The organism is Pseudomonas sp. MWU12-3088 (assembly GCF_023242405.1).
In the GTDB taxonomy this organism is placed as follows: Bacteria; Pseudomonadota; Gammaproteobacteria; order Pseudomonadales; family Pseudomonadaceae; genus Aquipseudomonas; species Aquipseudomonas kribbensis.
On the sequence record NZ_JALJEA010000005.1, the window covers coordinates 331,862 to 353,718 of the forward strand.

Genomic DNA, 21,857 nt, shown 5'->3' on the forward strand with positions numbered 1-21,857 from the left:
ACCTCCATGCGCTTCAACCAACTCGCTGCCGCCCTGCTCATCTGTGCCTTGCCGGCCGTCAGCCAGGCCCGTGACACGGCGGTCTACCTGCCATTCGACAAAGCGGTCGCAGAGGCAACCCGCACCGGCAAGATCGACGGCAGCGTGAAGTTCTATCTGGCGGGCAACGCCCCGGCCGGCAAAGTCAACGTCGTCAGCCCTGGCGCGGTGACCAACAAGAAGACCAACGCCTTCAACAAGTCCGACCAGGAAGCCTGCGAGTGGGTCGTGCAATCGGCCATCATCAGCCTGCACCAGGCGGCAAAAAACGCCGGCGCCAATGCCGTGACCAACATCGTCAGCTTCTACAAGAGCAACGAACGCAAGGATGCGAAGAACTACGAATGCCACGCCGGCGCGATCATGGCCGGTGTTGCGTTGAAGGGTGACCTGGCGACGGTTCAGTAACCGCCGGAAACGACAAAGGGCGCCTTTCGGCGCCCTTTTCACTTGATGTCTCGAGATCAGCCGTAGCCGCTAAGCTACACGCACTCTACATGGACGTCTCTCAGTCCGATATACGGCGTCTACACTCGTCATACCCATGATTTGCTGTGCGTTACGTCAAGGAGATGACCATGCAAGCGAAAGCCCTGATCGCCGCCGCCCTCTTCAGCCTGCTCCCCAGCGCCAGCCACGCCACCAACCTGATGTACATGCCGTTCGAAACCGTGCTGTCGGATGCGATTCGGGCCGGGCGGCTGGATGGCAGTGTGAAGTTTTACCTGATCGGCAATGGACCTCAGGGGACTCAGCGGATGTTGCAGCGCGGTGTGGTCAGCGACCTGAAGACCAACGGCTTCAACAAGAGCGATCACGACTCCTGCGAGTGGGTGCTGCAGTCGAACCTGATTGCCCTGCAGGCCCAGGCCAAGCGCGTCGGTGCCAACGCGGTGACCAATATCGTCAGTTACTACGACCAGCATGTGCGCAAGGATCTGAACACTTACGAATGTCGGGCCGGGGTGTTTGTGACGCGGGTGGCGTTAAAGGGGGATCTGGTACGGTTGCCTTGATCAACCGGCCTCGACCTTGCGTGTGAGCAATTCGACAAACGCCTTGGCCATCGGCGATTTCTGGTCCTTGCGCTGCACCAGCCATACCGCCGTTACGGCTTCGGGATCGAGCAGCGGGCGATAGACCACGCCGTCGATGCGCATCCGCTGATACGAGGCCGGCATGACCGACACCCCCAGACCTGCTGCCACCAGACCGATGATGGTCATGGCTTCCCCCGCTTCCTGAGCGAAGTGCGGGCTGAAACCGGCGTCACGGGCCAGGCTGATCAGTTGCGAGTACAAACCACTGCCGTAGCTGCGGGGGAAGAACACGAACGGTTCGAGGGCCAGCGCCGAGAGGAACAGCCCTTCCTCACTGCCTTGGGCCAGCGGATGCTTGGAACTGAGCACCGCAACCAAGGGCTCGCGCATCAGTTCGACCACGCTCAACGAATCCGGCAGACCCAAGGGGCGCATGATGCCGACCTCGATCGACTCGTCCACCAGTGCGTCGGCCACCATGGTGCTGCTCATCTCCCGCAGGTTCAGATGCACGGCCGGGAAACGCTGGCGGAAGGAAAAAATCGCCTGGGGAATGGTCGAGTTGAACGGCGCCGAGGAGGTGAAGCCGATCTTCAACTCACCCAATTCACCGAGTTGCGCACGGCGGGCTACATCTGCCGCTTTGTCGACCTGAGCCAGCACCAGCCGCGCCTCTTCCAGAAACAGCCGCCCGGCCTCGCTGAGCTCGACCCGACGATTGGTACGCTCGAACAGCCGTGCGCCGACTTCCTGTTCCAGCGCCTGAATCTGCTGGCTCAGCGGTGGCTGGGAGATGCCCAGCACCTGTGCGGCGCGGCCGAAGTGCAGTTCTTCGGCGACGGCGATGAAGTAGCGCAAGTGACGCAATTCCATGGACACCCCATTAGGTCGTTAAAGCTATCAAACAGGTCGAACAATATATTGGATAGAAACATTAGCCAGCTATATGATTTTTTCATTGCCTGCTTGTCCGCGCCCTCCGAGGTCTGATGTGAAAACCGCCGTCGCTCCACTGGCCCATGAAGTCCCGCCCGCTGCGGCGGACGATGTACTGACCGAACTGCAAGAGATCTACATCGAGAAAGGCACGCCCGCGTTCATGCGCACGGTACTCGCGCTGTTCAGCGGCGGCTTCGCGACCTTCGCCCTGCTGTACTGCGTGCAGCCGATGATGCCGCTGCTGTCCCACGAATATTCGATCAACGCGGCGCAGAGCAGCCTGATTCTTTCAGTGGCCACCGGCATGCTGGCCTTTGGTCTGCTGATCACCGGCCCGATTTCCGATCGGGTCGGACGCAAACCGGTGATGGTCGCCGCGTTGTTTGCCGCAGCCCTGTGCACCATCGCCAGTTCGATGATGCCGAGCTGGCACGGCGTGCTGATCATGCGGGCGCTGATCGGGTTGTCGCTGAGCGGGCTGGCGGCGGTCGCGATGACATACCTGAGCGAGGAAATCCATCCGCAGCACATCGGTCTGGCGATGGGCCTGTACATCGGCGGCAACGCGATTGGCGGAATGAGCGGGCGGCTAATCACTGGCGTGCTGATCGACTTCGTCAGCTGGCACACAGCGATGATGGTGATCGGCGGTCTGGCGCTGATTGCGGCGGCGGTGTTCTGGAAGATCCTGCCGGAGTCGCGCAACTTCCGCTCCCGCTCGCTGCACCCGCGCAGCCTGCTCGACGGCTTCACCATGCACTTTCGCGATGCCGGCCTGCCGTTGCTGTTCCTTGAGGCCTTTGTGCTGATGGGCGCGTTCGTCACGCTGTTCAACTACATCGGTTACCGCCTGCTGGCCGAGCCGTATCACCTGGACCAGGTGTTTGTGGGGCTGTTGTCGGTGGTCTATCTGTCGGGCATCTACAGCTCGGCGAAAATCGGCTCGCTGGCCGATAAACTGGGCCGCCGCAAAGTCCTGTGGGCCACCATCGCCCTGATGTTCGCCGGCCTGGCCCTGACCATGTTCACCCCGCTGCCGCTGGTAATCATCGGCATGCTGATCTTCACCTTCGGCTTCTTCGGCGCCCACTCGGTGGCCAGCAGCTGGATCGGCCGCCGGGCACTCAAGGCCAAGGGCCAGGCCTCGTCGCTGTACCTGTTCAGCTATTACGCCGGGTCGAGCATCGCCGGGACGGCGGGCGGGGTGTTCTGGCACATGGCGGGATGGAACGGGATTGGCCTGTTTATCGGCGCGCTGTTGCTGGTGGCGCTGTTGGTGGCGTTGAAGCTGGCGAAGTTGCCGCCGTTGGGTGGCGTCAAAGCCTGATTCACGCCCACAAAAAAACGCCCGGCATAAGCCGGGCGTTTTTTATTGAAACATGTTCACTCGTGATACTGCGCCGACAACTCATGCACCGCACGCAGGAACGCGCCGGCATGTTCCGGGTCGACTTCCGGCGTGATGCCGTGGCCGAGGTTGAACACGTGGCCGCTGCCCTTGCCGTAGCTGGCGAGGATGCGGCCCACTTCAGTGCGGATCGCTTCCGGCTTGGCGTACAACACGGTCGGGTCCATGTTGCCTTGCAACGCGACTTTGTCGCCGACGCGGGCGCGGGCGTTGCCGATGTCGCAGGTCCAGTCCAGGCCCAGCGCGTCGGCACCGGCGTCGGCGATGCTTTCCAGCCACAGGCCGCCGTTCTTGGTGAACAGAATCACCGGCACCTTGCGACCGTCGTGCTCGCGGATCAGGCCGCTGACGATTTTCTTCATGTAGGCCAGGGAGAATTCCTGATACGCCGCCGCCGACAGGTTGCCGCCCCAGGTATCGAAGATCTGCACCGCTTGCGCACCCGCCTGGATCTGGCCGTTGAGGTACGAGGTCACCGACTGCGCCAGTTTGTCGAGCAGCAGGTGCATGGCTTGCGGGTTGTCGTAGAGCATCGCCTTGGTCTTGCGGAAGTCTTTCGACGAGCCGCCTTCGACCATGTAGGTGGCGAGGGTCCACGGGCTGCCGGAGAAACCGATCAGCGGCACGCGGCCGTTCAGTTCGCGGCGGATGGTGCTGACCGCGTCCATCACGTAGCCGAGGTCTTTGTGCGGATCCGGGATCGGCAGGGCTTCGATGTCGGCCAGGGTGCTGACGACTTTCTTGAAGCGCGGGCCTTCACCGGTCTCGAAATACAGGCCCTGGCCCATGGCATCGGGAATGGTGAGGATGTCGGAGAACAGGATCGCCGCGTCCAGTTGCGGATAGCGGTCGAGGGGTTGCAACGTGACTTCGCAGGCGAATTCCGGATTCATGCACAGGCTCATGAAATCACCGGCCTGGGCGCGGCTGGCGCGGTATTCCGGCAGGTAACGGCCGGCCTGGCGCATCATCCACACAGGGGTGACGTCTACGGGTTGCTTGAGCAGGGCGCGGAGGAAACGGTCGTTCTTCAGGGCAGTCATGTCGGCATCCGGAAAAAAAGTGCGGGCATTTTCTCAGAGCGCGACGCAAAAGGCACGGATGCAGGTCAGCCTTTTGTCTATCGGGTCAATTTGTCGCAATGATTTCGCGGATTTCAGCAACACCCTGAAAACAATGTGGGAGCTGGCAAGCCAGCTCCCACAGGTATTGCGGTGCAGTGTCGAAGCGGGTTTAGACGCCCAGGTAATCCAGGATCCCTTCCGCCGCATTGCGGCCTTCGAAGATCGCAGTCACCACCAGGTCGGAACCGCGCACCATGTCGCCACCGGCGAAGATTTTCGGGTTGCTGGTCTGGTGCTTGTACTGACCTTGCTCAGGCGCAACAACGCGGCCCTGGCTGTCGGTCTGGATTTCAAACTGCTCGAACCACGGCGCCGGACTCGGACGGAAACCGAACGCGATGACCACGGCGTCGGCCGGGATGATCTCTTCGGAGCCCGGGATCGGCTCGGGGCTGCGACGGCCACGGGCGTCCGGTTCGCCGAGACGGGTCTCGACCACTTTCACGCCTTCGACCTTGTCTTCGCCGACGATGGCGATCGGCTGGCGGTTGTAGAGGAATTTCACGCCTTCTTCCTTGGCGTTCTTCACCTCTTTGCGCGAGCCGGGCATGTTCGCTTCGTCACGACGATAGGCGCAGGTCACCGACTTGGCGCCCTGACGGATCGACGTGCGGTTGCAGTCCATCGCCGTGTCGCCGCCGCCCAGCACCACAACCTTCTTGCCTTTCATGTCGACGAAATCTTCCGGCGACTTTTCAAAGCCCAGGTTGCGGTTGACGTTGGCGATCAGGAAGTCCAGTGCGTCATACACGCCCGGCAGATCCTCACCGGCAAAACCGCCCTTCATGTAGGTGTAGGTGCCCATGCCCATGAACACGGCATCGTATTCGGCGAGCAGTTGCTCCATGGTCACGTCCTTGCCGACCTCGGTGTTGAGGCGGAACTCGATGCCCATCCCGGTGAAGACTTCGCGGCGATTGCTCAGCACGGTCTTCTCAAGCTTGAACTCGGGGATGCCGAAGGTCAGCAGACCGCCGATTTCCGGGTTCTTGTCGAACACCACCGGGGTCACGCCGCCGCGCACCAGCACGTCGGCACAACCGAGGCCCGCCGGGCCTGCACCGATGATCGCGACACGCTTGCCGGTCGGTTTGACCTTGGACATGTCCGGGCGCCAGCCCATGGCGAACGCGGTGTCGGTGATGTACTTCTCGACCGAACCGATGGTCACCGCGCCGAAGCCGTCGTTGAGGGTGCACGCACCCTCGCACAGACGATCCTGCGGGCACACCCGGCCGCAGACTTCCGGCAGGGTGTTGGTCTGGTGCGACAGCTCGGCGGCCTGGAGGATGTTGCCCTCGGCCACCAGCTTCAGCCAGTTCGGAATGAAGTTGTGCACCGGGCACTTCCATTCGCAATACGGGTTGCCGCAACCCAGGCAGCGGTGGGCCTGGTCGGCCGACTGCTGGGGTTTGAACGGTTCGTAGATTTCCACGAACTCTTTCTTGCGTTGACGCAACAGTTTCTTCTTCGGATCCTTGCGCCCGACATCGATGAACTGGAAGTCGTTATTCAGACGTTCAGCCATTGTTAAAACCTCATCAAACTCTTCAGGCGCATATCACTGCGGGTTGGCACGAGTGCTGGAAAGCAACGACTTCAGGTTGGCAGCCTTCGGCTTGACCAGCCAGAAACGACGCAGGTAGTCATCGAGGTTCTCGGCGAGTTCACGACCCCACTCGCTGTCGGTTTCCGCGACGTACTCGTTCAGCACGTTCTGCAGGTGGCTGCGATAGGCTTCCATCGCCTCGCCGCTGATCCGCTGGATTTCCACCAGTTCGTGGTTGACCCGGTCAACGAAGGTGTTGTCCTGGTCGAGCACGTAGGCGAAACCGCCGGTCATGCCAGAGCCGAAGTTGTAACCGGTCTTGCCCAGGACGCAGACAAAACCACCGGTCATGTACTCGCAGCAGTGATCGCCGGTGCCTTCCACGACGGTGTGGGCACCGGAGTTACGCACGGCGAAACGCTCGCCCGCAGTGCCGGCGGCGAACAGCTTGCCGCCAGTGGCGCCGTACAGGCAGGTGTTGCCGATGATGGCGCTGTTTTGAGTCTGATAAACGCTGCCCTTCGGCGGCACGATGACCAGTTTGCCGCCGGTCATGCCTTTGCCGACGTAGTCGTTGGCGTCGCCTTCCAGGTACAGGTTCAGGCCGCCGGCGTTCCACACGCCGAAGCTCTGGCCCGCAGTGCCCTTGAAGCGGAAGGTGATCGGCGCCTTGGCCATGCCCTGGTTGCCGTGCTTGCGCGCGATTTCGCCGGAGATCCGCGCGCCGATCGAACGGTCGCAGTTGCAGATGTCCAGATCGAACTCGGCACCGCTGAGGTCGTTGATCGCCGACGTCGCCATCTCGACCATTTTCTCGGCCAGCAGGCCCTGGTCGAACGGTGGGTTGCGCTCGACGCCGCAGAACTGCGGTTTGTCCGCCGGGATGTGATCGCTGCCCAGCAGCGGGGTCAGATCCAGGTGATGTTGCTTGGCGGTCTGGCCTTCGAGGACTTCCAGCAGATCGGTGCGGCCGATCAGCTCTTCGAGGGAACGCACGCCGAGCTTGGCCAGCCACTCACGGGTTTCTTCGGCGACGTAGGTGAAGAAGTTCACCACCATGTCGACGGTACCGATGTAGTGATCCTTGCGCAGCTTCTCGTTCTGGGTCGCAACGCCGGTGGCGCAGTTGTTCAAGTGGCAGATACGCAGGTATTTGCAGCCCAGGGCGATCATCGGCGCGGTACCGAAGCCGAAGCTTTCGGCGCCGAGGATGGCTGCCTTGATCACGTCGAGGCCGGTTTTCAGGCCGCCGTCGGTCTGCACCCGGACCTTGCCGCGCAGGTCGTTGCCGCGCAGGGTCTGATGGGTTTCGGCGAGGCCGAGTTCCCACGGCGCGCCGGCGTACTTGATCGAGGTCAGCGGCGAAGCACCGGTGCCACCGTCGTAGCCGGAGATTGTGATCAAGTCCGCATAGGCCTTGGCCACGCCGGCGGCGATGGTGCCGACGCCCGCTTCAGCCACGAGCTTCACCGAAACCAGCGCCTTCGGGTTGACCTGTTTCAGGTCGAAGATCAGCTGCGACAAGTCTTCGATGGAATAGATGTCGTGGTGCGGCGGCGGCGAAATCAGGGTCACGCCCGGCACTGCGTAACGCAGCTTGGCGATCAGCCCGTTCACCTTGCCGCCCGGCAGTTGACCGCCCTCGCCCGGCTTGGCGCCCTGGGCGACCTTGATCTGCAGCACTTCGGCGTTGACCAGGTATTCCGGGGTCACACCGAAACGGCCAGTCGCGACCTGCTTGATTTTCGAGCTCTTGATGGTGCCGTAGCGTGCCGGGTCTTCACCGCCTTCGCCGGAGTTGGAACGCGCACCGAGGCGGTTCATGGCTTCGGCCAGGGCTTCGTGAGCTTCCGGCGACAGGGCGCCCAGCGAGATGCCGGCGGAGTCGAAGCGCTTGAGCACCGACTCCAGCGGCTCGACTTCGCTGATGTCCAGCGGCTTGTCGAGGGTCTTGACCTTGAACAGGTCGCGAATCATCGACACCGGACGGTTGTCCACCAGCGAGGTGTATTCCTTGAACTTGGCGTAGTCGCCCTGCTGCACGGCAGCTTGCAGGGTGTTGACCACGTCCGGGTTGTACGCGTGGTATTCGCCACCGTGGACGAACTTCAGCAGACCGCCCTGCTGGATCGGCTTGCGCGGACTCCAGGCTTCGGTGGCCAGGGCTTTCTGCTCGGCTTCGATGTCGACGAAACGCGCACCCTTGATGCGGCTTGGCACGCCACGGAAGCTCAGGTTGCAGACTTCCTCGGACAGACCGATGGCTTCGAACAGTTGAGCACCACGGTACGACGCGATGGTCGAGATGCCCATCTTCGACAGGATTTTCAACAGACCTTTGGTGATGCCTTTGCGGTAGTTCTTGAACACCTCGTAGAGGTCGCCCAGGACTTCACCGGTACGGATCAGGTCGCCCAGCACTTCGTAGGCCAGGAACGGATAGACCGCCGACGCACCGAAGCCGATCAGCACCGCGAAGTGGTGCGGATCGCGTGCGGTGGCGGTTTCCACCAGGATGTTGGAGTCGCAGCGCAGGCCTTTTTCGGTCAGGCGATGGTGCACCGCGCCGGTGGCCATCGAGGCGTGGATCGGCAGTTTGCCCGGGGCGATATGGCGGTCGCTCAGGACGATCTGGGTACGACCGGCACGCACGGCTTCTTCAGCCTGATCGGCGACATTGCGGATCGCCGCTTCGAGGCCGACGCTTTCGTCGTAGTTGAGGTCGATGATCTGCCGCTCGAAACCCGGACGGTCGAGGTTCATCAACGAGCGCCACTTGGCCGGGGAAATGACCGGCGAGCTGAGGATCACGCGCGAAGCGTGCTCCGGCGATTCCTGGAAGATGTTGCGCTCGGCACCGAGGCAGATTTCCAGCGACATCACGATCGCTTCCCGCAGCGGGTCGATCGGCGGATTGGTCACCTGCGCGAACTGCTGACGGAAATAGTCGTACGGCGTGCGCACGCGCTGGGACAGCACGGCCATCGGCGTGTCGTCGCCCATCGAGCCAACGGCTTCGTAGCCTTGCTCGCCAAGCGGACGCAGTACCTGATCGCGCTCTTCGAACGTGACCTGATACATCTTCATGTATTGCTTGAGCTGATCGACGTCGTAGAAAGCCGAACCGTGATCGTTGTCTTCCATGGTCGCCTGGATGCGCAGGGCATTCTTGCGCAGCCATTGCTTGTACGGATGACGGGATTTCAGACGGTTGTCGATCGCATCGGTGTCGAGGATCTGACCGGTTTCGGTGTCCACGGCGAGGATCTGGCCAGGACCGACACGGCCCTTGGCGATCACGTCCTGCGGCTGGTAGTTCCAGACGCCGATTTCCGAGGCGACGGTGATGAAACCGTTGGTGGTGGTGACCCAGCGCGCCGGGCGCAGACCGTTACGGTCGAGCAGGCACACCGCGTAGCGACCATCGGTCATTACCACGCCGGCCGGGCCGTCCCACGGCTCCATGTGCATCGAGTTGTACTCGTAGAACGCACGCAAATCCGGGTCCATGGTTTCGACATTCTGCCACGCTGGCGGAATGATCATCCGCACGCCACGGAACAGGTCGATGCCACCGGTGACCATCAGTTCGAGCATGTTGTCCATGCTCGAAGAGTCGGAACCGACACGGTTCACCAGCGGGCCGAGTTCTTCCAGATCCATCAGATCGTTGGTGAACTTGGTGCGACGGGCCTGGGCCCAGTTGCGGTTGCCGGTGATGGTGTTGATCTCGCCGTTGTGAGCGAGGAAGCGGAATGGCTGAGCCAGCGGCCATTTCGGCAGGGTGTTGGTGGAGAAGCGCTGGTGGAACACGCAGATCGCGGTTTGCAGGCGCTGGTCACCCAGGTCCGGATAGAACGCGGCCAGGTCGGCCGGCATCATCAGGCCTTTATAGATGATGGTCTTGTGGGAAAAACTGCAGATGTAGTGGTCGGTGTCGGCGGCGTTGGCCACCGACGAACGACGACGGGCACTGAACAGCTTGACCGCCATGTCCTGATCGCTCAGGCCTTCGCCGCCGATGTACACCTGCTCGATCTGCGGCAGGCGCTCAAGGGCGAGGCGGCCGAGGACGCTGGTGTCGATGGGCACTTTGCGCCAGCCGATCAGTTGCAGGCCTTCGGCGAGGATCTCGCGGTTCATGTTCTCGCGAGCGGCTTCGGCCTTGGCCGGGTCCTGGTTGAAGAAGACCATGCCCACGGCATATTGCTTGGGCAGCTCGACACTGAAGGTTTCCTGGGCAATGGCGCGCAGGAAGGCGTCGGGTTTTTGAATCAGCAGACCGCAACCGTCACCGGTCTTGCCGTCGGCATTAATCCCACCGCGGTGGGTCATGCAGGTCAGGGCCTCAATGGCCGTTTGCAATAGGGTATGACTGGGTTCGCCCTGCATATGGGCTATCAGGCCGAAACCGCAGTTATCCTTGAATTCATCTGGTTGGTACAGACCTGCTTTCATAGACACTTTCTCACCAGGCTGCCTCTTTTCGAGGCAAATTTCTTTTCAATTCAACCACTTGCATCTCGCGCCGAACGTACGCCGGCTTTGCGAGGGCAAAAGGGTGGTCATTGTACACAGCGACACAGACGCTCACAAATTTGACGACGAAATGTCGCAAATCTATGTCGCATTTGTGAAAGGTTTAAAGCGATATGCTGTGCTAGTCAAAACTTTTTTAATTCTGACCGCAACGACTCAAAGACTACTGTGACGCAGACACCACAAGGCACGCGGCCCGTAGGGGCGGCGCGCACTTGTAGAAATTTTGAGGTGCTTGGAGAGGCGGCCTGGGTAAGGCCGCCGAATCTTCAGCGAGTTGTTGCCAGTTCCTGTTGGACGCTGGCGACAGTGCGAGGCCAAGGTTTACCAGCCTGAACCTTCGCTGGCAAGGCCTTGATGGCAGAAACGGCCGCATCACGATTGGCAAAGCTGCCATAGGTGATCACGTAGAGCGGCTTGCCGTTGAGGACTTTCTTGAAATAGCGGTACTCGCCGCCCTGCTCCTTGACGAAGCTTTGCGCGGCGGCTTCGGAGCTGGTGCCGAGGATCTGCACCACGTAGTTGCCCGGGGCTTGACCTGCGTACCAGCTGCCACCGGCGGTCTTGGCGACGGTGACCGGCTTCTCGGCGGCTTTCTCGGCCGGTTTGGCCGCAGCGACAGGCTTGGCAGGCGCCGGAGCTGGCTTGGCGACTGGCGCAGCCGGAGCAGGCGCTGGCTTGGCCGTGGCAACCTGGGTCGGTGCCGGTGTCGGCCTGGCCGCAGGGACCGGAACCGGTGTCGGAGCAGGACCGGCAGGCACACCGGCCGGTGGCGCGGTGGTGGTCACGGTGGGCGGTGTATTGCTCGAGCCTTCCAGCGGTACGCCGTCGTCACCTTCGGTGATCCCACCGGCCGCTTCGGCCAATGGCTTGCGCATGACCGGTTGCGAATTGCCAACCAGCGGCAACGGCATCGGCTGGGTGTTACCGGCGAACTCCACGTTCGGCGCGCCACCCTGGCCCAGTGGCAACTGAGCCTGTTCATTGGCCGGCGCGCCGGTGGTCGGCGCCTTGTTGCGACCGGGCATCAGCCAGGCGGCAGCGACCGCCACCACGACAACGGCGGAAATCGCCAATACGTGTTTCTTCGGCATGTTGAACCCCATACTTGGACGCTTCACCGCAGAGCGGCTGGCAATCATGACTTCGATCAGTGCATCGCGAGCGACCTGGTTGATGTTGCCGGGCCAACCCTCGGAGCTTTCGTGAATATCAGAGATCTGATCCGCGGTGAAAAGTTCGACACCACGGCCCGCACCTTCGAGCCGCTGGTCGAGATACTCGCGGGTTTCTTCTTCGGTGTACGGCTGCAATTCGATGACGTGGAAGCGCTCTTCTTCGAGGTGCAGGGCCTCGAGCTGGGCGATCAGCGACGACTCACCGAACAGGAACACATGCGGACGGCCTTCCGGCGCGCCAGCGCCCAAAGCCATCAGGGCTTCGAGGGCGGACTCGTCGAGCTGCTCGGCGTCATCCACCAGCAGGTAGACTTCCTGGCCGGTCAGCGCCAGTTGCACCACCTGATCGAGGATCGCCCCGACTTCGGCCTGGGCCAAATTCAGCGCCTGGGCGACCTGACGCAGCACACCGGCTGCATCGCCGGCGCCACGGGCGGAGACGACGACACTCTGAACCGACTGCTTGTTGGTGCTCGCCACCAGCGCCTGGCGCAGCAATGTCTTGCCGCTGCCCTGAGGGCCGGTGACCACCAGCAGCAACTGGCTGTAACGCGCCAGGTGATGCAGTTGACCCAGCACCGGTTTGCGCTGGGCCGGGAAGAATTTGAAGCCCGGGACCCGTGGAGCGAAAGGGTCATGACTTAACTGGAAATGGCCGAGGAACGCCTCGTCGGCATGCAAACTAGTCATCGGAATCTTATTAACCTTTAAGCTGAGCCAGAGCGCGGTAATCCGCTCCCAGCGTGGCCTGTAGAACCTCTTTCGGATAATCGTCGGTCACCACCGCTTCGCCCATCCGGCGCAGCAGCACCAGGCGCAGACGACCGTCGATCACTTTTTTGTCAATTGCCATATGTTCGAGAAAATCGGCTTCGGTCATCTCTTCCGGCGGAACCACCGGCAGGCCGGCACGCTGGAACAGACGAATGCCGCGATCACGCTCCTGCTCGCTGATCCAGCCGAGGCGCGCGGACATCTCCATCGCCATTACCGTGCCAGCAGCGACCGCTTCCCCGTGCAACCAGACACCATAGCCCATGTGGGTTTCGATGGCGTGGCCGAAGGTGTGGCCGAGATTGAGCGTGGCGCGTACACCGGTTTCCTTCTCATCGGCGCCGACCACCGCCGCCTTGGCGGCGCAGGAGCGTTCGATGGCATAGGTCAGGGCTTTCTGGTCCAGCGCACGCAGGGCATCGACGTTGTCTTCGAGCCAGGTCAGGAACGGCTCGTCGCAGATCAGGCCGTACTTAATGACTTCCGCCAGGCCTGCGGACAGCTCGCGCGCTGGCAGGGTTTTCAGGGACGCCGTATCGATCAGCACCACGTTCGGCTGGTAGAAGGCGCCGACCATGTTCTTGCCCAGCGGATGGTTGATGCCGGTCTTGCCGCCCACCGACGAATCGACCTGGGACAGCAGCGTGGTAGGAATCTGGATGAAATCGACGCCGCGCTGATAGCAGGCGGCTGCAAAACCGGCCATGTCGCCGATCACACCGCCACCGAGGGCAATCACCGTGGTACGACGGTCATGACGGGCGGTCAGCAGACCGTCGAAGATCAGTTGCAGGGTTTCCCAGTTCTTGAAGGCTTCGCCGTCCGGCAGCACCACGGAAACCACCGAGAACTGCGACAGACTGCGGGTCAGACGCTCGAGATAGAGCGGCGCAACGGTCTCGTTGGAGATGATTGCCACTTGCCGCCCGTGGATGTGCGGAGCGAGCAATTCAGGCTGATCCAACAGTCCTTCGCCAATATGAATCGGGTAGCTGCGCTCGCCTAGATCGACCTTGAGTGTCTGCATGTGTCCCCACAGTGAAGATGGAAGCAGGCGTCCTGCCTTGAATTATCGGATGTCCCCGGTCTTGAGAGGTGTGACGCCGCTTGCGTGCGATCCGCCACAACCCTCGACAGGACGCCGAGGATAGCGCATTTCGGGCGGCGCTTTAACGGGGTGGAAGTTGCGCCAGACGGTCAAGAATGTCGAGTACCACCATGCGTGGCGGCCGCTCGTCGGTTTCCACCACCAGATCGGCGATTTCCCGATAAAGCGGATCGCGGATCGCCAGCAGGTCGCGCAGGGTTTTCTCGGGATTGGCCGTGCGCAGCAGCGGGCGATTGCGGTCGCGGGAGGTGCGGCCGACCTGCTGTTCGACGGAGGCGTGCAGATACACCACCCGCCCGCCCTCGTGCAGGGCCTTGCGGTTGGCATCGCGCATCACCGCGCCGCCGCCCGTCGCCAGCACTACGCCGTCGAATGCGCACAGCTCGGCGATCATCGCCTGCTCACGATCACGAAAGCCGGGCTCGCCTTCCTTGTCGAAGATCCACGGGATATTGGCGCCCGTACGCAGTTCAATTTCCTTGTCGGAATCCTTGAACGGCAGGCGCAGCTCTTTGGCCAGTAATCGGCCGATGGTGCTTTTTCCAGCCCCCATCGGTCCTACAAGAATCAAATTTCGCACAGAATCAACGACTCACAGCAATCGCCTGGTTATTCATGATACGCGGAGTGAGGAATACCAACAGCTCGGATTTTTTCTCCGAAACCACATCACGCCGGAAAAGGCGGCCAAGATACGGCACATCGCCAAGAAATGGCACCTTATCTACGACCTTGCTTTGAGTATTTGAGAAAACCCCGCCAATCACGATGGTTTCGCCGTCGTTCACCAGCACCTTGGCGTTGACCTCGTTTTTCTTGATCGGCGGTACATCCTGCACTTTGTTCAGGTAGTCCGGTTCGTCCTTGGTGACCTTCACCTCCATGATGATGCGGTTGTCCGGAGTGATCTGCGGCGTGACCTCCAACGACAGCGAAGCCTCCTTGAACGATACCGACGTAGCGCCGCTGGAGCTGGCTTCCTGATACGGAATCTCGGTGCCCTTGAGGATTTTCGCGGTCTCCTTGTCGGAGGTGACCACCTTGGGTTGCGAGACGATTTCGCCGTTGCCGGTCTTTTCCATCGCCGTCAGCTCAAGGTCCAGCAAGACGTTGTCGGTGATGAACGCAATGCCGATCCCGGAGGTGTTGTTGACCGTGCCCATGTCGACGAACGGCGAGTTGGTGCTGGTGCTGCCCGGCGTGCCGATGGTGGTCGACGAGCCATTGCTGACCCCGGAAGTGTTCCAGTTGCCCTTGTTCTGGATCGACCCGCCCCAGCGCACACCCAGGCTCTTGTCGTAATCGACGTTGGCCTCGACGATCCGCGCCTCGATCATCACCTGACGCACCGGGATATCCAGCTGCGCCACAATGCGCCTCAGTTCGTCGAGGCGATCCTGGGTCTGGTAGGCGATGATGTTGTTGGTGCGCTCATCGACGGTGATCGAACCCCGCTCATCGACCTTGGCCTCGGCGCTGGTGACCGACTGGAACAGCTTGGCGATGTCCGCAGCCTTGGCGTAGTTCACTTGGAGCAGTTCACGGCGCAGCGGCGCCAGTTCAGCGATCTGCTTCTGCGACTCCAGCTCCTGTCGTTCGCGGGCGGCGATCTCATCCGCCGGCGCCACCAGCAACACGTTGCCGACCTTGCGCTTATCCAGGCCTTTGGTCTTGAGCACCAGATCCAGTGCCTGATCCCACGGCACGTTTTGCAGGCGCAAGGTGATCCCGCCCTGAACCGTGTCGCTGGCCACCAGGTTAAGATTGGTGAAGTCCGCGATCAGTTGCAGCACCGAACGCACGTCGATGTCCTGGAAATTCAACGAAAGCTTTTCACCGCTGTAGCTGTTGCGGTCGGCGTTGCGCTTTTGCAGGTCGTCGATGGTCAGCGGACGGATACTCACCGTCAGCTTGTTGTCGGTCTGGTAGGTGGAATAGTCGAACGTGCCGCCGGGCTCTACGGTGATGGTCGCCCGATCCCCGCTCACGCCGGCATTGACGAACTGCACCGGGGTGGCGAAATCCTTGACGTCGAGACGCACCCGCAACGGCTCGGGCAACTGGGTGCGGGCAAAATTGAGGATGATCTTGCCGTCGTGCTCCTGAATGTCCGGCGCGATGGTCGGGTCGGACAGGTCGATCACGACATTGCCCTCACCCGCCGTGCCGCGCTGGAAGTCCACGCCACGGATGGCCCTGGCGACGGGTGCGTAAGTCCGAGACGGGGCTGCCACCGGCGTGGCACGTGGTGTCTTCGCGGCAGGTCGCGGCGCGCTGGCCCTGGTGCCCTGCCCGACCACCACGAACAGCGTGCTGCCCTCGACCCGGGTGTCATACGGCGCCAGTTGCGTCAGGTTGATGATCAACCGGGTACGGTCATTGGCCTCGACCACCGTGGCTGAGCGCGCATTGCCGCTACCGAGGTCGCGGGTCTTGGTTGCGAGCTGGCTGGCCACTCCCGGCAGGTCGAGGGCGATCCGCGCCGGCGAATCGGTGGTGTAGCCCTTGGGCTGCGGCGGCGGGCCGTCGAACGACAGTTTCAGCTCGACGCGATCACCCGGCAGCGCGGCAACGTCCAGCGTCTTCAGGTTGGCCGCGTGAACCATCGGTGAAAGCAGCGCTATCCATAGCGAAAAACCGAGGGTGGAGAAAATCCTGTTCATTGTTCGACTTCCACTATGAGTGCTCTTTCAAAGGAATGGTGCGCGGCCGCTCCAGCCAGGCGCCTTCGCCATCGGGAACGATTTCGACCACATCGACCTGGGAGGCGCTGATCGCGACGATGCGTCCGTCGTTGCGCCCCAGGTAATCGCCGACTTTCAGCCGATGCACCCCGCCCGCCCCGCGCAGCAGCGCAAAGGAGCCGGAGGCATTGGAAATCGTGCCGACCATCTCGAACTGCTCGATGTTGAAACCTTCGAGGTATTGCTTGACCCGGTTCGGGTCCGGCTTGACGTTGCGCGAGCCGTGCTGCTGCCCGGCCAGATCGACCCGCACCTGACGCGAGAACGGACTGCGCAGGTTGGACGCGCTGTAGGTGAACGTCGGGTAGGAGCGAAAGGTCGGCGTCGGCTCGATCTTGCCCGGCGGTCGCAGACGCACTTCATTCATGTAGGCGTCGAGATCGCCGAAGTCGTTGCCGCCGCAACCGCTCAGCCCCAGCATCAATGCCGACAACAGAAGAAAACGGATCGGGCTCATTTTTGCAGCCCCTTGTCGTTGTAGCGGTACGTCTTGGCGAGGATGCTCATGCGCAACTTGGTCCCGCCTTCCGGGTTGGCCGGCGCCAGCTCGAAGTCGTGCAGCGTGACGATCCGCGGCAACCCGGCCACGCCACTGACGAAGGTGGCGAGGTCGTGATAGGCGCCCGTGACGGTGATCTGGATCGGCAGTTCGATGTAGAACTGCTGCGTCACCTCCGGCAACAGCTTGATTTCCTCGAACTCAAGACCACTGCCCAGACCGGTGCGCGTGATGTCCTCCAGCAATCCCGGCACTTCGGTGTCACTGGGTAATTGCCGCAACAGCACGCCGAACGAATTCTCCATCTCCTTCATCTGCTGGGTGTACAGCTCCAGATTGGCAGCCATGTGCGCCTTGCTGGAGAACTGTTCCTTGAGCGTGGCTTCTTCCGTGCGCTTGGTTTCGAGCTCGCTCTCCATGTCACTGACGAAAAAGTTGTAGCCCAGGGCCAGCACCAGAATCATCAACAGCGCCCCGGCCAGGCCTTTCACGGCCGGCGGCCAGGAGCCGATGTTGCTGGTATCCAGGTCGTTGAAGTCGATACTGCGCAGGCTGGCCAGCCATTCGGACGGTTTCATTGGTCGTCCTCCAGGTTTTTCGGCCGGGTCTGATGGACGGTCAACTGAAACACATTGGCCTGATCCAGCTGCCCCGCCGTGGTTGCCTTGACCTCGTTCAAGGTCGGCGCATCGAACCAGTCGGACGCCTCCAGATTGCGCATCAGGTCGGACACCCGGTTGTTCGACTCCGCCGCACCGCTGATCGACAGGGTCTTGCCGACCATCTTCACGCTGGTGAAATAAACGCCGTCGGGCAGCGTGCGTGCCAGTTGATCGAAGATCCGCCCGCTGACCTGCCGGTTGCCTTGCAGGTCCTGGATGATGCGCATGCGCTCCACCAGTTGCTGGCGACGCGCCTTGAGTTCGCTGATCTGCTTGATCCGCTCATCGACCACGGCAATCTGCTTGCCGATGTAATCGTTGCGCGCCTGCTGATGCTCGATGGCCGTGCTGAATACCTGAGCGGCAATGAACACCGCGCCGACCGAACCGACCACCACGCCGGTCAGGGTCAGCAGAAAGCGTTTGCGCCGTTCTTCGCGGCGCTCCTCGCGCCAGGGGAGAAGGTTGATCCGCGCCATCAGTCGAAACTCCTGAGCGCGAGCCCGCAGGCAATCATCAGGGCCGGCGCATCACTGGCCAGGGCTCCGGCGTTGACCTTGCTGCTCAAGGCCATGTCGGAAAACGGATTGGCGACCTGGGTCGGGGTGCCCAGGCGCTCTTCGATCAGCCGGTCCAGCCCGGGCACTGACGCGGTGCCACCGGCCAGCAGAATGTGATCGACCGCGTTGTACTGGCCGGAAGCGAAAAAGAACTGCAGGGAACGCGAGACCTGTTGCACCAGCGCCTCGCGAAACGGCTGCAGGACCTCGCTGACATAATCGTCCGGCAGACCGCCCTGCTTCTTGGCCAGCCCGGCCTGCTCAATGGTCAGGCCATAGCGGCGCTGGATTTCCTCGGTCAGTTGGCGCCCGCCGAACAGTTGCTCGCGGGTGTAGATGATCCGGCCGTTGTGCAAGACGCTGAGGGTCGTCATGGTGGCGCCGATATCGACCACCGCGACGGTCAGACGCTCCTGGGAGGCCGCCAGTTGCGTGGCCAGCAGGCCGAACGAGCGCTCCAGCGCATACGCCTCGACATCCACCACCCGCGCCGTCAGCCCGGCGAGGGCCAGCGCCGCCTCACGGACTTCGACGTTTTCCTTGCGACAGGCGGCCAGCAGCACGTTGACTCGCTCGGGGCTGCGCGGTGAGACGCCCTGGACTTCAAAGTCGATGGCGACCTCGTCAAGCGGATAGGGAATGTATTGATCGGCTTCGATCTTGAGCTGGTTTTCCAGTTCGTCGTCGGACAGCCCGGCGTCCATTTCGATGACCTTGGTGATCACTGCCGAACCGGCCACCGCCACCGCCACGCTCTTGAGCCCGGTGCGCGCCTTGGCCAGCACCCGGGACAGGGCATGCCCGACGCCTTCAAGCTCGGCGATGTTCTTCTCGACCACGGCGTTGGCCGGCAACGGCTCCACCGCGTACGCCTCGACCCGGTAGCGCTCGCCCTGACGGCTCAGCTCCAGCAGCTTCACCGAAGTGGAGCTGATATCGATCCCCAGCAACGTATTGGTCTTTTTATTGAAGAGTCCTAGCACTACCAATTCCCTATGACTTTCCGTGAGTTACGGACTCTGTAATGCGCATTGCGTTCCCTCGCCCCGTCTTGACAGAAGCGCAAATGACGCCCCCAGCGGAAAAGTGCTTATAATGCCCAGCGATTTTTTCCGCTTTTTACTGCCGGCGCGGGCCGTTCTGTGTGTTCCCGGAACCCTGTCGCCCAATTCATTCTTTGCCCTGGATGTCCAAAAGCCTTGATTCGTCTGCTGAAATTCTTCGGTTGGTCCATCGTCGCCGTTTTCTGCGGACTGCTTTTAGTTCTCAGCGGCGCGTTTCTTTACCTTAGTCCGGGTTTGCCATCTGTGGAGGCGCTGAGAAGCATTCAGTTGCAGATTCCGCTCCGGGTGTACAGCAGCGACAACAAGTTGATCGCAGAATTTGGCGAAATGCGCCGTACTCCGATCCGTTTCGCCGACATTCCCCCCAATTTCATCAATGCGTTACTAAGTGCTGAAGACGACAACTTCGCCAACCACTATGGCGTCGATCCGAGCAGCCTGATGCGTGCCGCGACCCAACTGGTCAAGAGCGGGCACATCCAGTCCGGCGGCAGCACCATCACCATGCAGGTGGCGAAGAACTTCTTCCTGACCAGCGAACGCAGCTTCTCGCGCAAGACCACGGAAATCCTCCTGGCCCTGCAGATCGAACGCCAGCTGACCAAGGACGAGATCCTTGAGCTGTACGTGAACAAGATTTATCTGGGCAACCGCGCCTACGGCATCGAGGCCGCGGCGCAGGTGTATTACGGCAAGTCGATCCGCGAGGTCAGCCTGGCGCAGATGGCGATGATTGCCGGCCTGCCGAAGGCCCCGTCGCGCTTCAACCCGCTGGCCAACCCGGCGCGCAGCAAGGAGCGTCGCGACTGGATCCTCGGGCGCATGTACAAGCTCGGCAAGATCACCGAAGCCGACTACACCGCCGCCATCAACGAGCCGCTGAACGCCAGCTACCACGTGCCGACCCCGGAAGTGAACGCGCCGTACATCGCCGAGATGGCCCGTGCCGAAATGGTCGGCCGTTACGGCAGCGACGCCTATACCGAAGGTTTCCGCGTCACTACCACGGTGCCTAGCAACCTGCAGGAAATGGCCAATACCGCGCTGCACGAAGGCCTGATGACCTACGACCAGCGTCACGGCTACCGTGGTCCTGAATCGCGCCTGCCGGGCAAGACCCGCGAAGCCTGGGCCGTCGAGCTGACCAAGCAACGCACCATCAGCAGCCTCGAACCGGCCATCGTCACCCAGGTCGACAAGAACGGCCTGCAAGTGCTGACCCGTACCGGTGAAGAGCATGTGGCGTGGGACACCATGAAATGGGCCCGTCCGTTCCTCAACACCAACAGCATGGGCGCCGCGCCGCGTCAGCCATCGGATGTCGCGCAGGTCGGCGACCTGGTGCGCGTACAGCGCCAGCCGAACAATTCGCTGAAGTTCAGCCAGATTCCGCAGGCCCAGGGCGCGCTGGTGTCGCTGGATCCGCAGAACGGCGCAATCCGCTCGCTGGTCGGCGGTTTCGCCTTCGAGCAGAGCAACTACAACCGTGCCATGCAGGCCAAGCGTCAGCCGGGCTCGAGCTTCAAGCCATTCGTCTACAGTGCCGCGCTGGATAACGGTTACACCGCCGCCACGCTGGTCAACGACGCGCCGATCGTGTTCGTCGACGAGTACCTGGACAAGGTCTGGCGTCCGAAGAACGACACCAACACCTTCCTCGGCCCGATCCGCCTGCGCGAAGCGCTGTACAAGTCGCGCAACCTGGTTTCGATCCGCCTGCTGCAGGCGATGGGCGTAGGCAAGACCATCGACTACATCACCCGCTTCGGTTTCAACAAGCAGGATCTGCCGCCAAACCTGTCCCTGGCGCTGGGCACCGCGACCCTGACCCCGATGGAAATCGCCACTGGCTGGAGCACTTTCGCCAACGGTGGTTACAAGATCACCCCGTACATCATCGACAAGATCGAAAGCCGCAATGGCGACACGCTGTTCGTCGCCAACCCGCCGACCGTGCCACAGGGCGGCGCGGCCACCGACGGCATCGCGGCACCGGCGACCCAACCGATCACCGTCGACGCAGCACCGGTTCCGGGTGAAGCACCGGGCAGCGCCGCAATGCCACAAGCTCCGGCAGTCGCCGAACGCATCGTCGATGGCCGCACCACCTACATCCTCAACAGCATGTTGCAGGACGTGATCAAGCTCGGCACCGGTCGTCGCGCACTGGCCATGGGCCGCAGCGACATCGCGGGCAAAACCGGTACTACCAACGAATCCAAGGATGCGTGGTTCTCCGGTTACAACGCCGATTACGTGACCACGGTCTGGACCGGTTTCGACCAGCCGGAAAGCCTCGGTCGCCGGGAGTTCGGCGGCACCGTGGCGCTGCCGATCTGGATGAACTACATGAGCGCCGCGCTCAAGGACAAGCCGCCGCATGTCCAGCCGGAGCCGGAAGGCATCCTCAGCCTGCGGGTAGACCCGGTCAGCGGCCGCGCGGCCTCGCCGAGCACGCCAGGCGCCTACTTCGAGCTGTTCAAGGCCGAAGACACGCCGCCGTCGGTCAACGAGATCGGCAACGGCACCGCGCCGGGCAGCCCGCTGCCGGCGGACGAACAGGCGCCGATCGATTTGTTCTGATCCTGGCCTGCCAAAAAGCCCCGCCTTCGTGAGAAGTGCGGGGCTTT

The 21,857-nt window shown here is 62.0% G+C and carries 16 protein-coding genes; 4 read left to right on the top strand and 12 right to left on the bottom strand.

Annotated elements, in window-relative coordinates; translation table 11 throughout:
- Positions 1-6 precede the first annotated feature (6 nt).
- Both M5B98_RS15240 and M5B98_RS15245 read left to right on the top strand, forming a co-directional pair.
- Positions 7-447, top strand: coding sequence for an excinuclease (locus M5B98_RS15240; RefSeq protein WP_248743150.1), 441 nt, complete (start codon positions 7-9; stop codon positions 445-447).
- A 170-nt stretch (positions 448-617) separates the two neighbouring features.
- Entirely contained in the window at positions 618-1,055 is a 438-nt protein-coding gene (locus M5B98_RS15245; RefSeq protein ID WP_085711066.1) for an excinuclease, read from the top strand.
- Here the strand turns inward: M5B98_RS15245 and M5B98_RS15250 are convergent, their stop codons facing one another.
- A complete protein-coding gene (locus M5B98_RS15250; RefSeq protein WP_039766450.1) occupies positions 1,056-1,952 on the bottom strand; it encodes a LysR family transcriptional regulator in 897 nt (298 codons plus the stop codon).
- 118 nt (positions 1,953-2,070) lie between these two features.
- Between M5B98_RS15250 and M5B98_RS15255 the strand changes: the two genes are divergently transcribed.
- Entirely contained in the window at positions 2,071-3,345 is a 1,275-nt protein-coding gene (locus M5B98_RS15255) for an MFS transporter (RefSeq protein WP_085711064.1), read from the top strand.
- 56 nt (positions 3,346-3,401) lie between these two features.
- On the opposite strand, the gene hemE is transcribed toward M5B98_RS15255, so the two are convergent.
- The 11 genes from hemE to M5B98_RS15310 all read right to left on the bottom strand — a co-directional run bounded on the left by hemE (position 3,402) and on the right by M5B98_RS15310 (position 19,146).
- The gene (hemE, locus tag M5B98_RS15260; protein WP_007952372.1) at positions 3,402-4,469 is read right to left on the bottom strand and encodes a uroporphyrinogen decarboxylase; all 1,068 of its coding nucleotides are present in this window, start codon (positions 4,467-4,469) and stop codon (positions 3,402-3,404) included.
- A 190-nt stretch (positions 4,470-4,659) separates the two neighbouring features.
- On the bottom strand, positions 4,660-6,078 hold the full coding sequence (locus tag M5B98_RS15265) for an FAD-dependent oxidoreductase (protein WP_007909438.1): 1,419 nt from the start codon (positions 6,076-6,078) through the stop codon (positions 4,660-4,662).
- Between the two features lie 33 nt (positions 6,079-6,111).
- Positions 6,112-10,557: a glutamate synthase large subunit gene (gltB, locus tag M5B98_RS15270; RefSeq protein WP_085711062.1), complete on the bottom strand. Its 4,446-nt coding sequence runs from the start codon at positions 10,555-10,557 to the stop codon at positions 6,112-6,114.
- Positions 10,558-10,907: 350 nt separating this feature from the next.
- The gene (locus M5B98_RS15275; RefSeq protein ID WP_248743151.1) at positions 10,908-12,506 is read right to left on the bottom strand and encodes an AAA family ATPase; all 1,599 of its coding nucleotides are present in this window, start codon (positions 12,504-12,506) and stop codon (positions 10,908-10,910) included.
- Between the two features lie 10 nt (positions 12,507-12,516).
- A complete protein-coding gene (aroB, locus tag M5B98_RS15280) occupies positions 12,517-13,617 on the bottom strand; it encodes a 3-dehydroquinate synthase (RefSeq protein WP_119429530.1) in 1,101 nt (366 codons plus the stop codon).
- 142 nt (positions 13,618-13,759) lie between these two features.
- Complete coding sequence (gene aroK / locus M5B98_RS15285) at positions 13,760-14,278, bottom strand: shikimate kinase AroK (RefSeq protein WP_011332081.1); 519 nt, start codon at positions 14,276-14,278, stop codon at positions 13,760-13,762.
- 4 nt (positions 14,279-14,282) lie between these two features.
- A complete protein-coding gene (gene pilQ, locus M5B98_RS15290) occupies positions 14,283-16,361 on the bottom strand; it encodes a type IV pilus secretin PilQ (RefSeq protein ID WP_248743152.1) in 2,079 nt (692 codons plus the stop codon).
- Between the two features lie 13 nt (positions 16,362-16,374).
- The gene (locus M5B98_RS15295) at positions 16,375-16,899 is read right to left on the bottom strand and encodes a pilus assembly protein PilP (protein ID WP_114881131.1); all 525 of its coding nucleotides are present in this window, start codon (positions 16,897-16,899) and stop codon (positions 16,375-16,377) included.
- Positions 16,896-17,519, bottom strand: coding sequence for a type 4a pilus biogenesis protein PilO (gene pilO, locus M5B98_RS15300; RefSeq protein WP_248743153.1), 624 nt, complete (start codon positions 17,517-17,519; stop codon positions 16,896-16,898). The genes M5B98_RS15295 and pilO overlap by 4 nt, the downstream gene beginning before the upstream one ends.
- On the bottom strand, positions 17,516-18,082 hold the full coding sequence (locus M5B98_RS15305) for a PilN domain-containing protein (RefSeq protein ID WP_248743154.1): 567 nt from the start codon (positions 18,080-18,082) through the stop codon (positions 17,516-17,518). The genes pilO and M5B98_RS15305 overlap by 4 nt, the downstream gene beginning before the upstream one ends.
- Complete coding sequence (locus tag M5B98_RS15310; RefSeq protein WP_248743155.1) at positions 18,082-19,146, bottom strand: pilus assembly protein PilM; 1,065 nt, start codon at positions 19,144-19,146, stop codon at positions 18,082-18,084. The genes M5B98_RS15305 and M5B98_RS15310 overlap by 1 nt, the downstream gene beginning before the upstream one ends.
- Positions 19,147-19,362: 216 nt before the next feature.
- Between M5B98_RS15310 and M5B98_RS15315 the strand changes: the two genes are divergently transcribed.
- On the top strand, positions 19,363-21,810 hold the full coding sequence (locus M5B98_RS15315; protein WP_248743156.1) for a penicillin-binding protein 1A: 2,448 nt from the start codon (positions 19,363-19,365) through the stop codon (positions 21,808-21,810).
- Positions 21,811-21,857 lie beyond the last annotated feature (47 nt).

What these genes read in the sequence shown, in the direction of transcription:
- M5B98_RS15275 (WP_248743151.1), bottom strand. Translation starts at nt 12,506, where the DNA reads ATGACTAGTTTGCATGCCGACGAGGCGTTCCTCGGCCATTTCCAGTTA.
- M5B98_RS15305 (WP_248743154.1), bottom strand. Translation starts at nt 18,082, where the DNA reads ATGGCGCGGATCAACCTTCTCCCCTGGCGCGAGGAGCGCCGCGAAGAA.
- aroB (WP_119429530.1), bottom strand. Translation starts at nt 13,617, where the DNA reads ATGCAGACACTCAAGGTCGATCTAGGCGAGCGCAGCTACCCGATTCAT.
- M5B98_RS15250 (WP_039766450.1), bottom strand. Translation starts at nt 1,952, where the DNA reads ATGGAATTGCGTCACTTGCGCTACTTCATCGCCGTCGCCGAAGAACTG.
- M5B98_RS15240 (WP_248743150.1), top strand. Translation starts at nt 7, where the DNA reads ATGCGCTTCAACCAACTCGCTGCCGCCCTGCTCATCTGTGCCTTGCCG.
- gltB (WP_085711062.1), bottom strand. Translation starts at nt 10,557, where the DNA reads ATGAAAGCAGGTCTGTACCAACCAGATGAATTCAAGGATAACTGCGGT.
- pilQ (WP_248743152.1), bottom strand. Translation starts at nt 16,361, where the DNA reads ATGAACAGGATTTTCTCCACCCTCGGTTTTTCGCTATGGATAGCGCTG.
- M5B98_RS15295 (WP_114881131.1), bottom strand. Translation starts at nt 16,899, where the DNA reads ATGAGCCCGATCCGTTTTCTTCTGTTGTCGGCATTGATGCTGGGGCTG.
- pilO (WP_248743153.1), bottom strand. Translation starts at nt 17,519, where the DNA reads ATGAAACCGTCCGAATGGCTGGCCAGCCTGCGCAGTATCGACTTCAAC.
- M5B98_RS15265 (WP_007909438.1), bottom strand. Translation starts at nt 6,078, where the DNA reads ATGGCTGAACGTCTGAATAACGACTTCCAGTTCATCGATGTCGGGCGC.
- M5B98_RS15245 (WP_085711066.1), top strand. Translation starts at nt 618, where the DNA reads ATGCAAGCGAAAGCCCTGATCGCCGCCGCCCTCTTCAGCCTGCTCCCC.
- hemE (WP_007952372.1), bottom strand. Translation starts at nt 4,469, where the DNA reads ATGACTGCCCTGAAGAACGACCGTTTCCTCCGCGCCCTGCTCAAGCAA.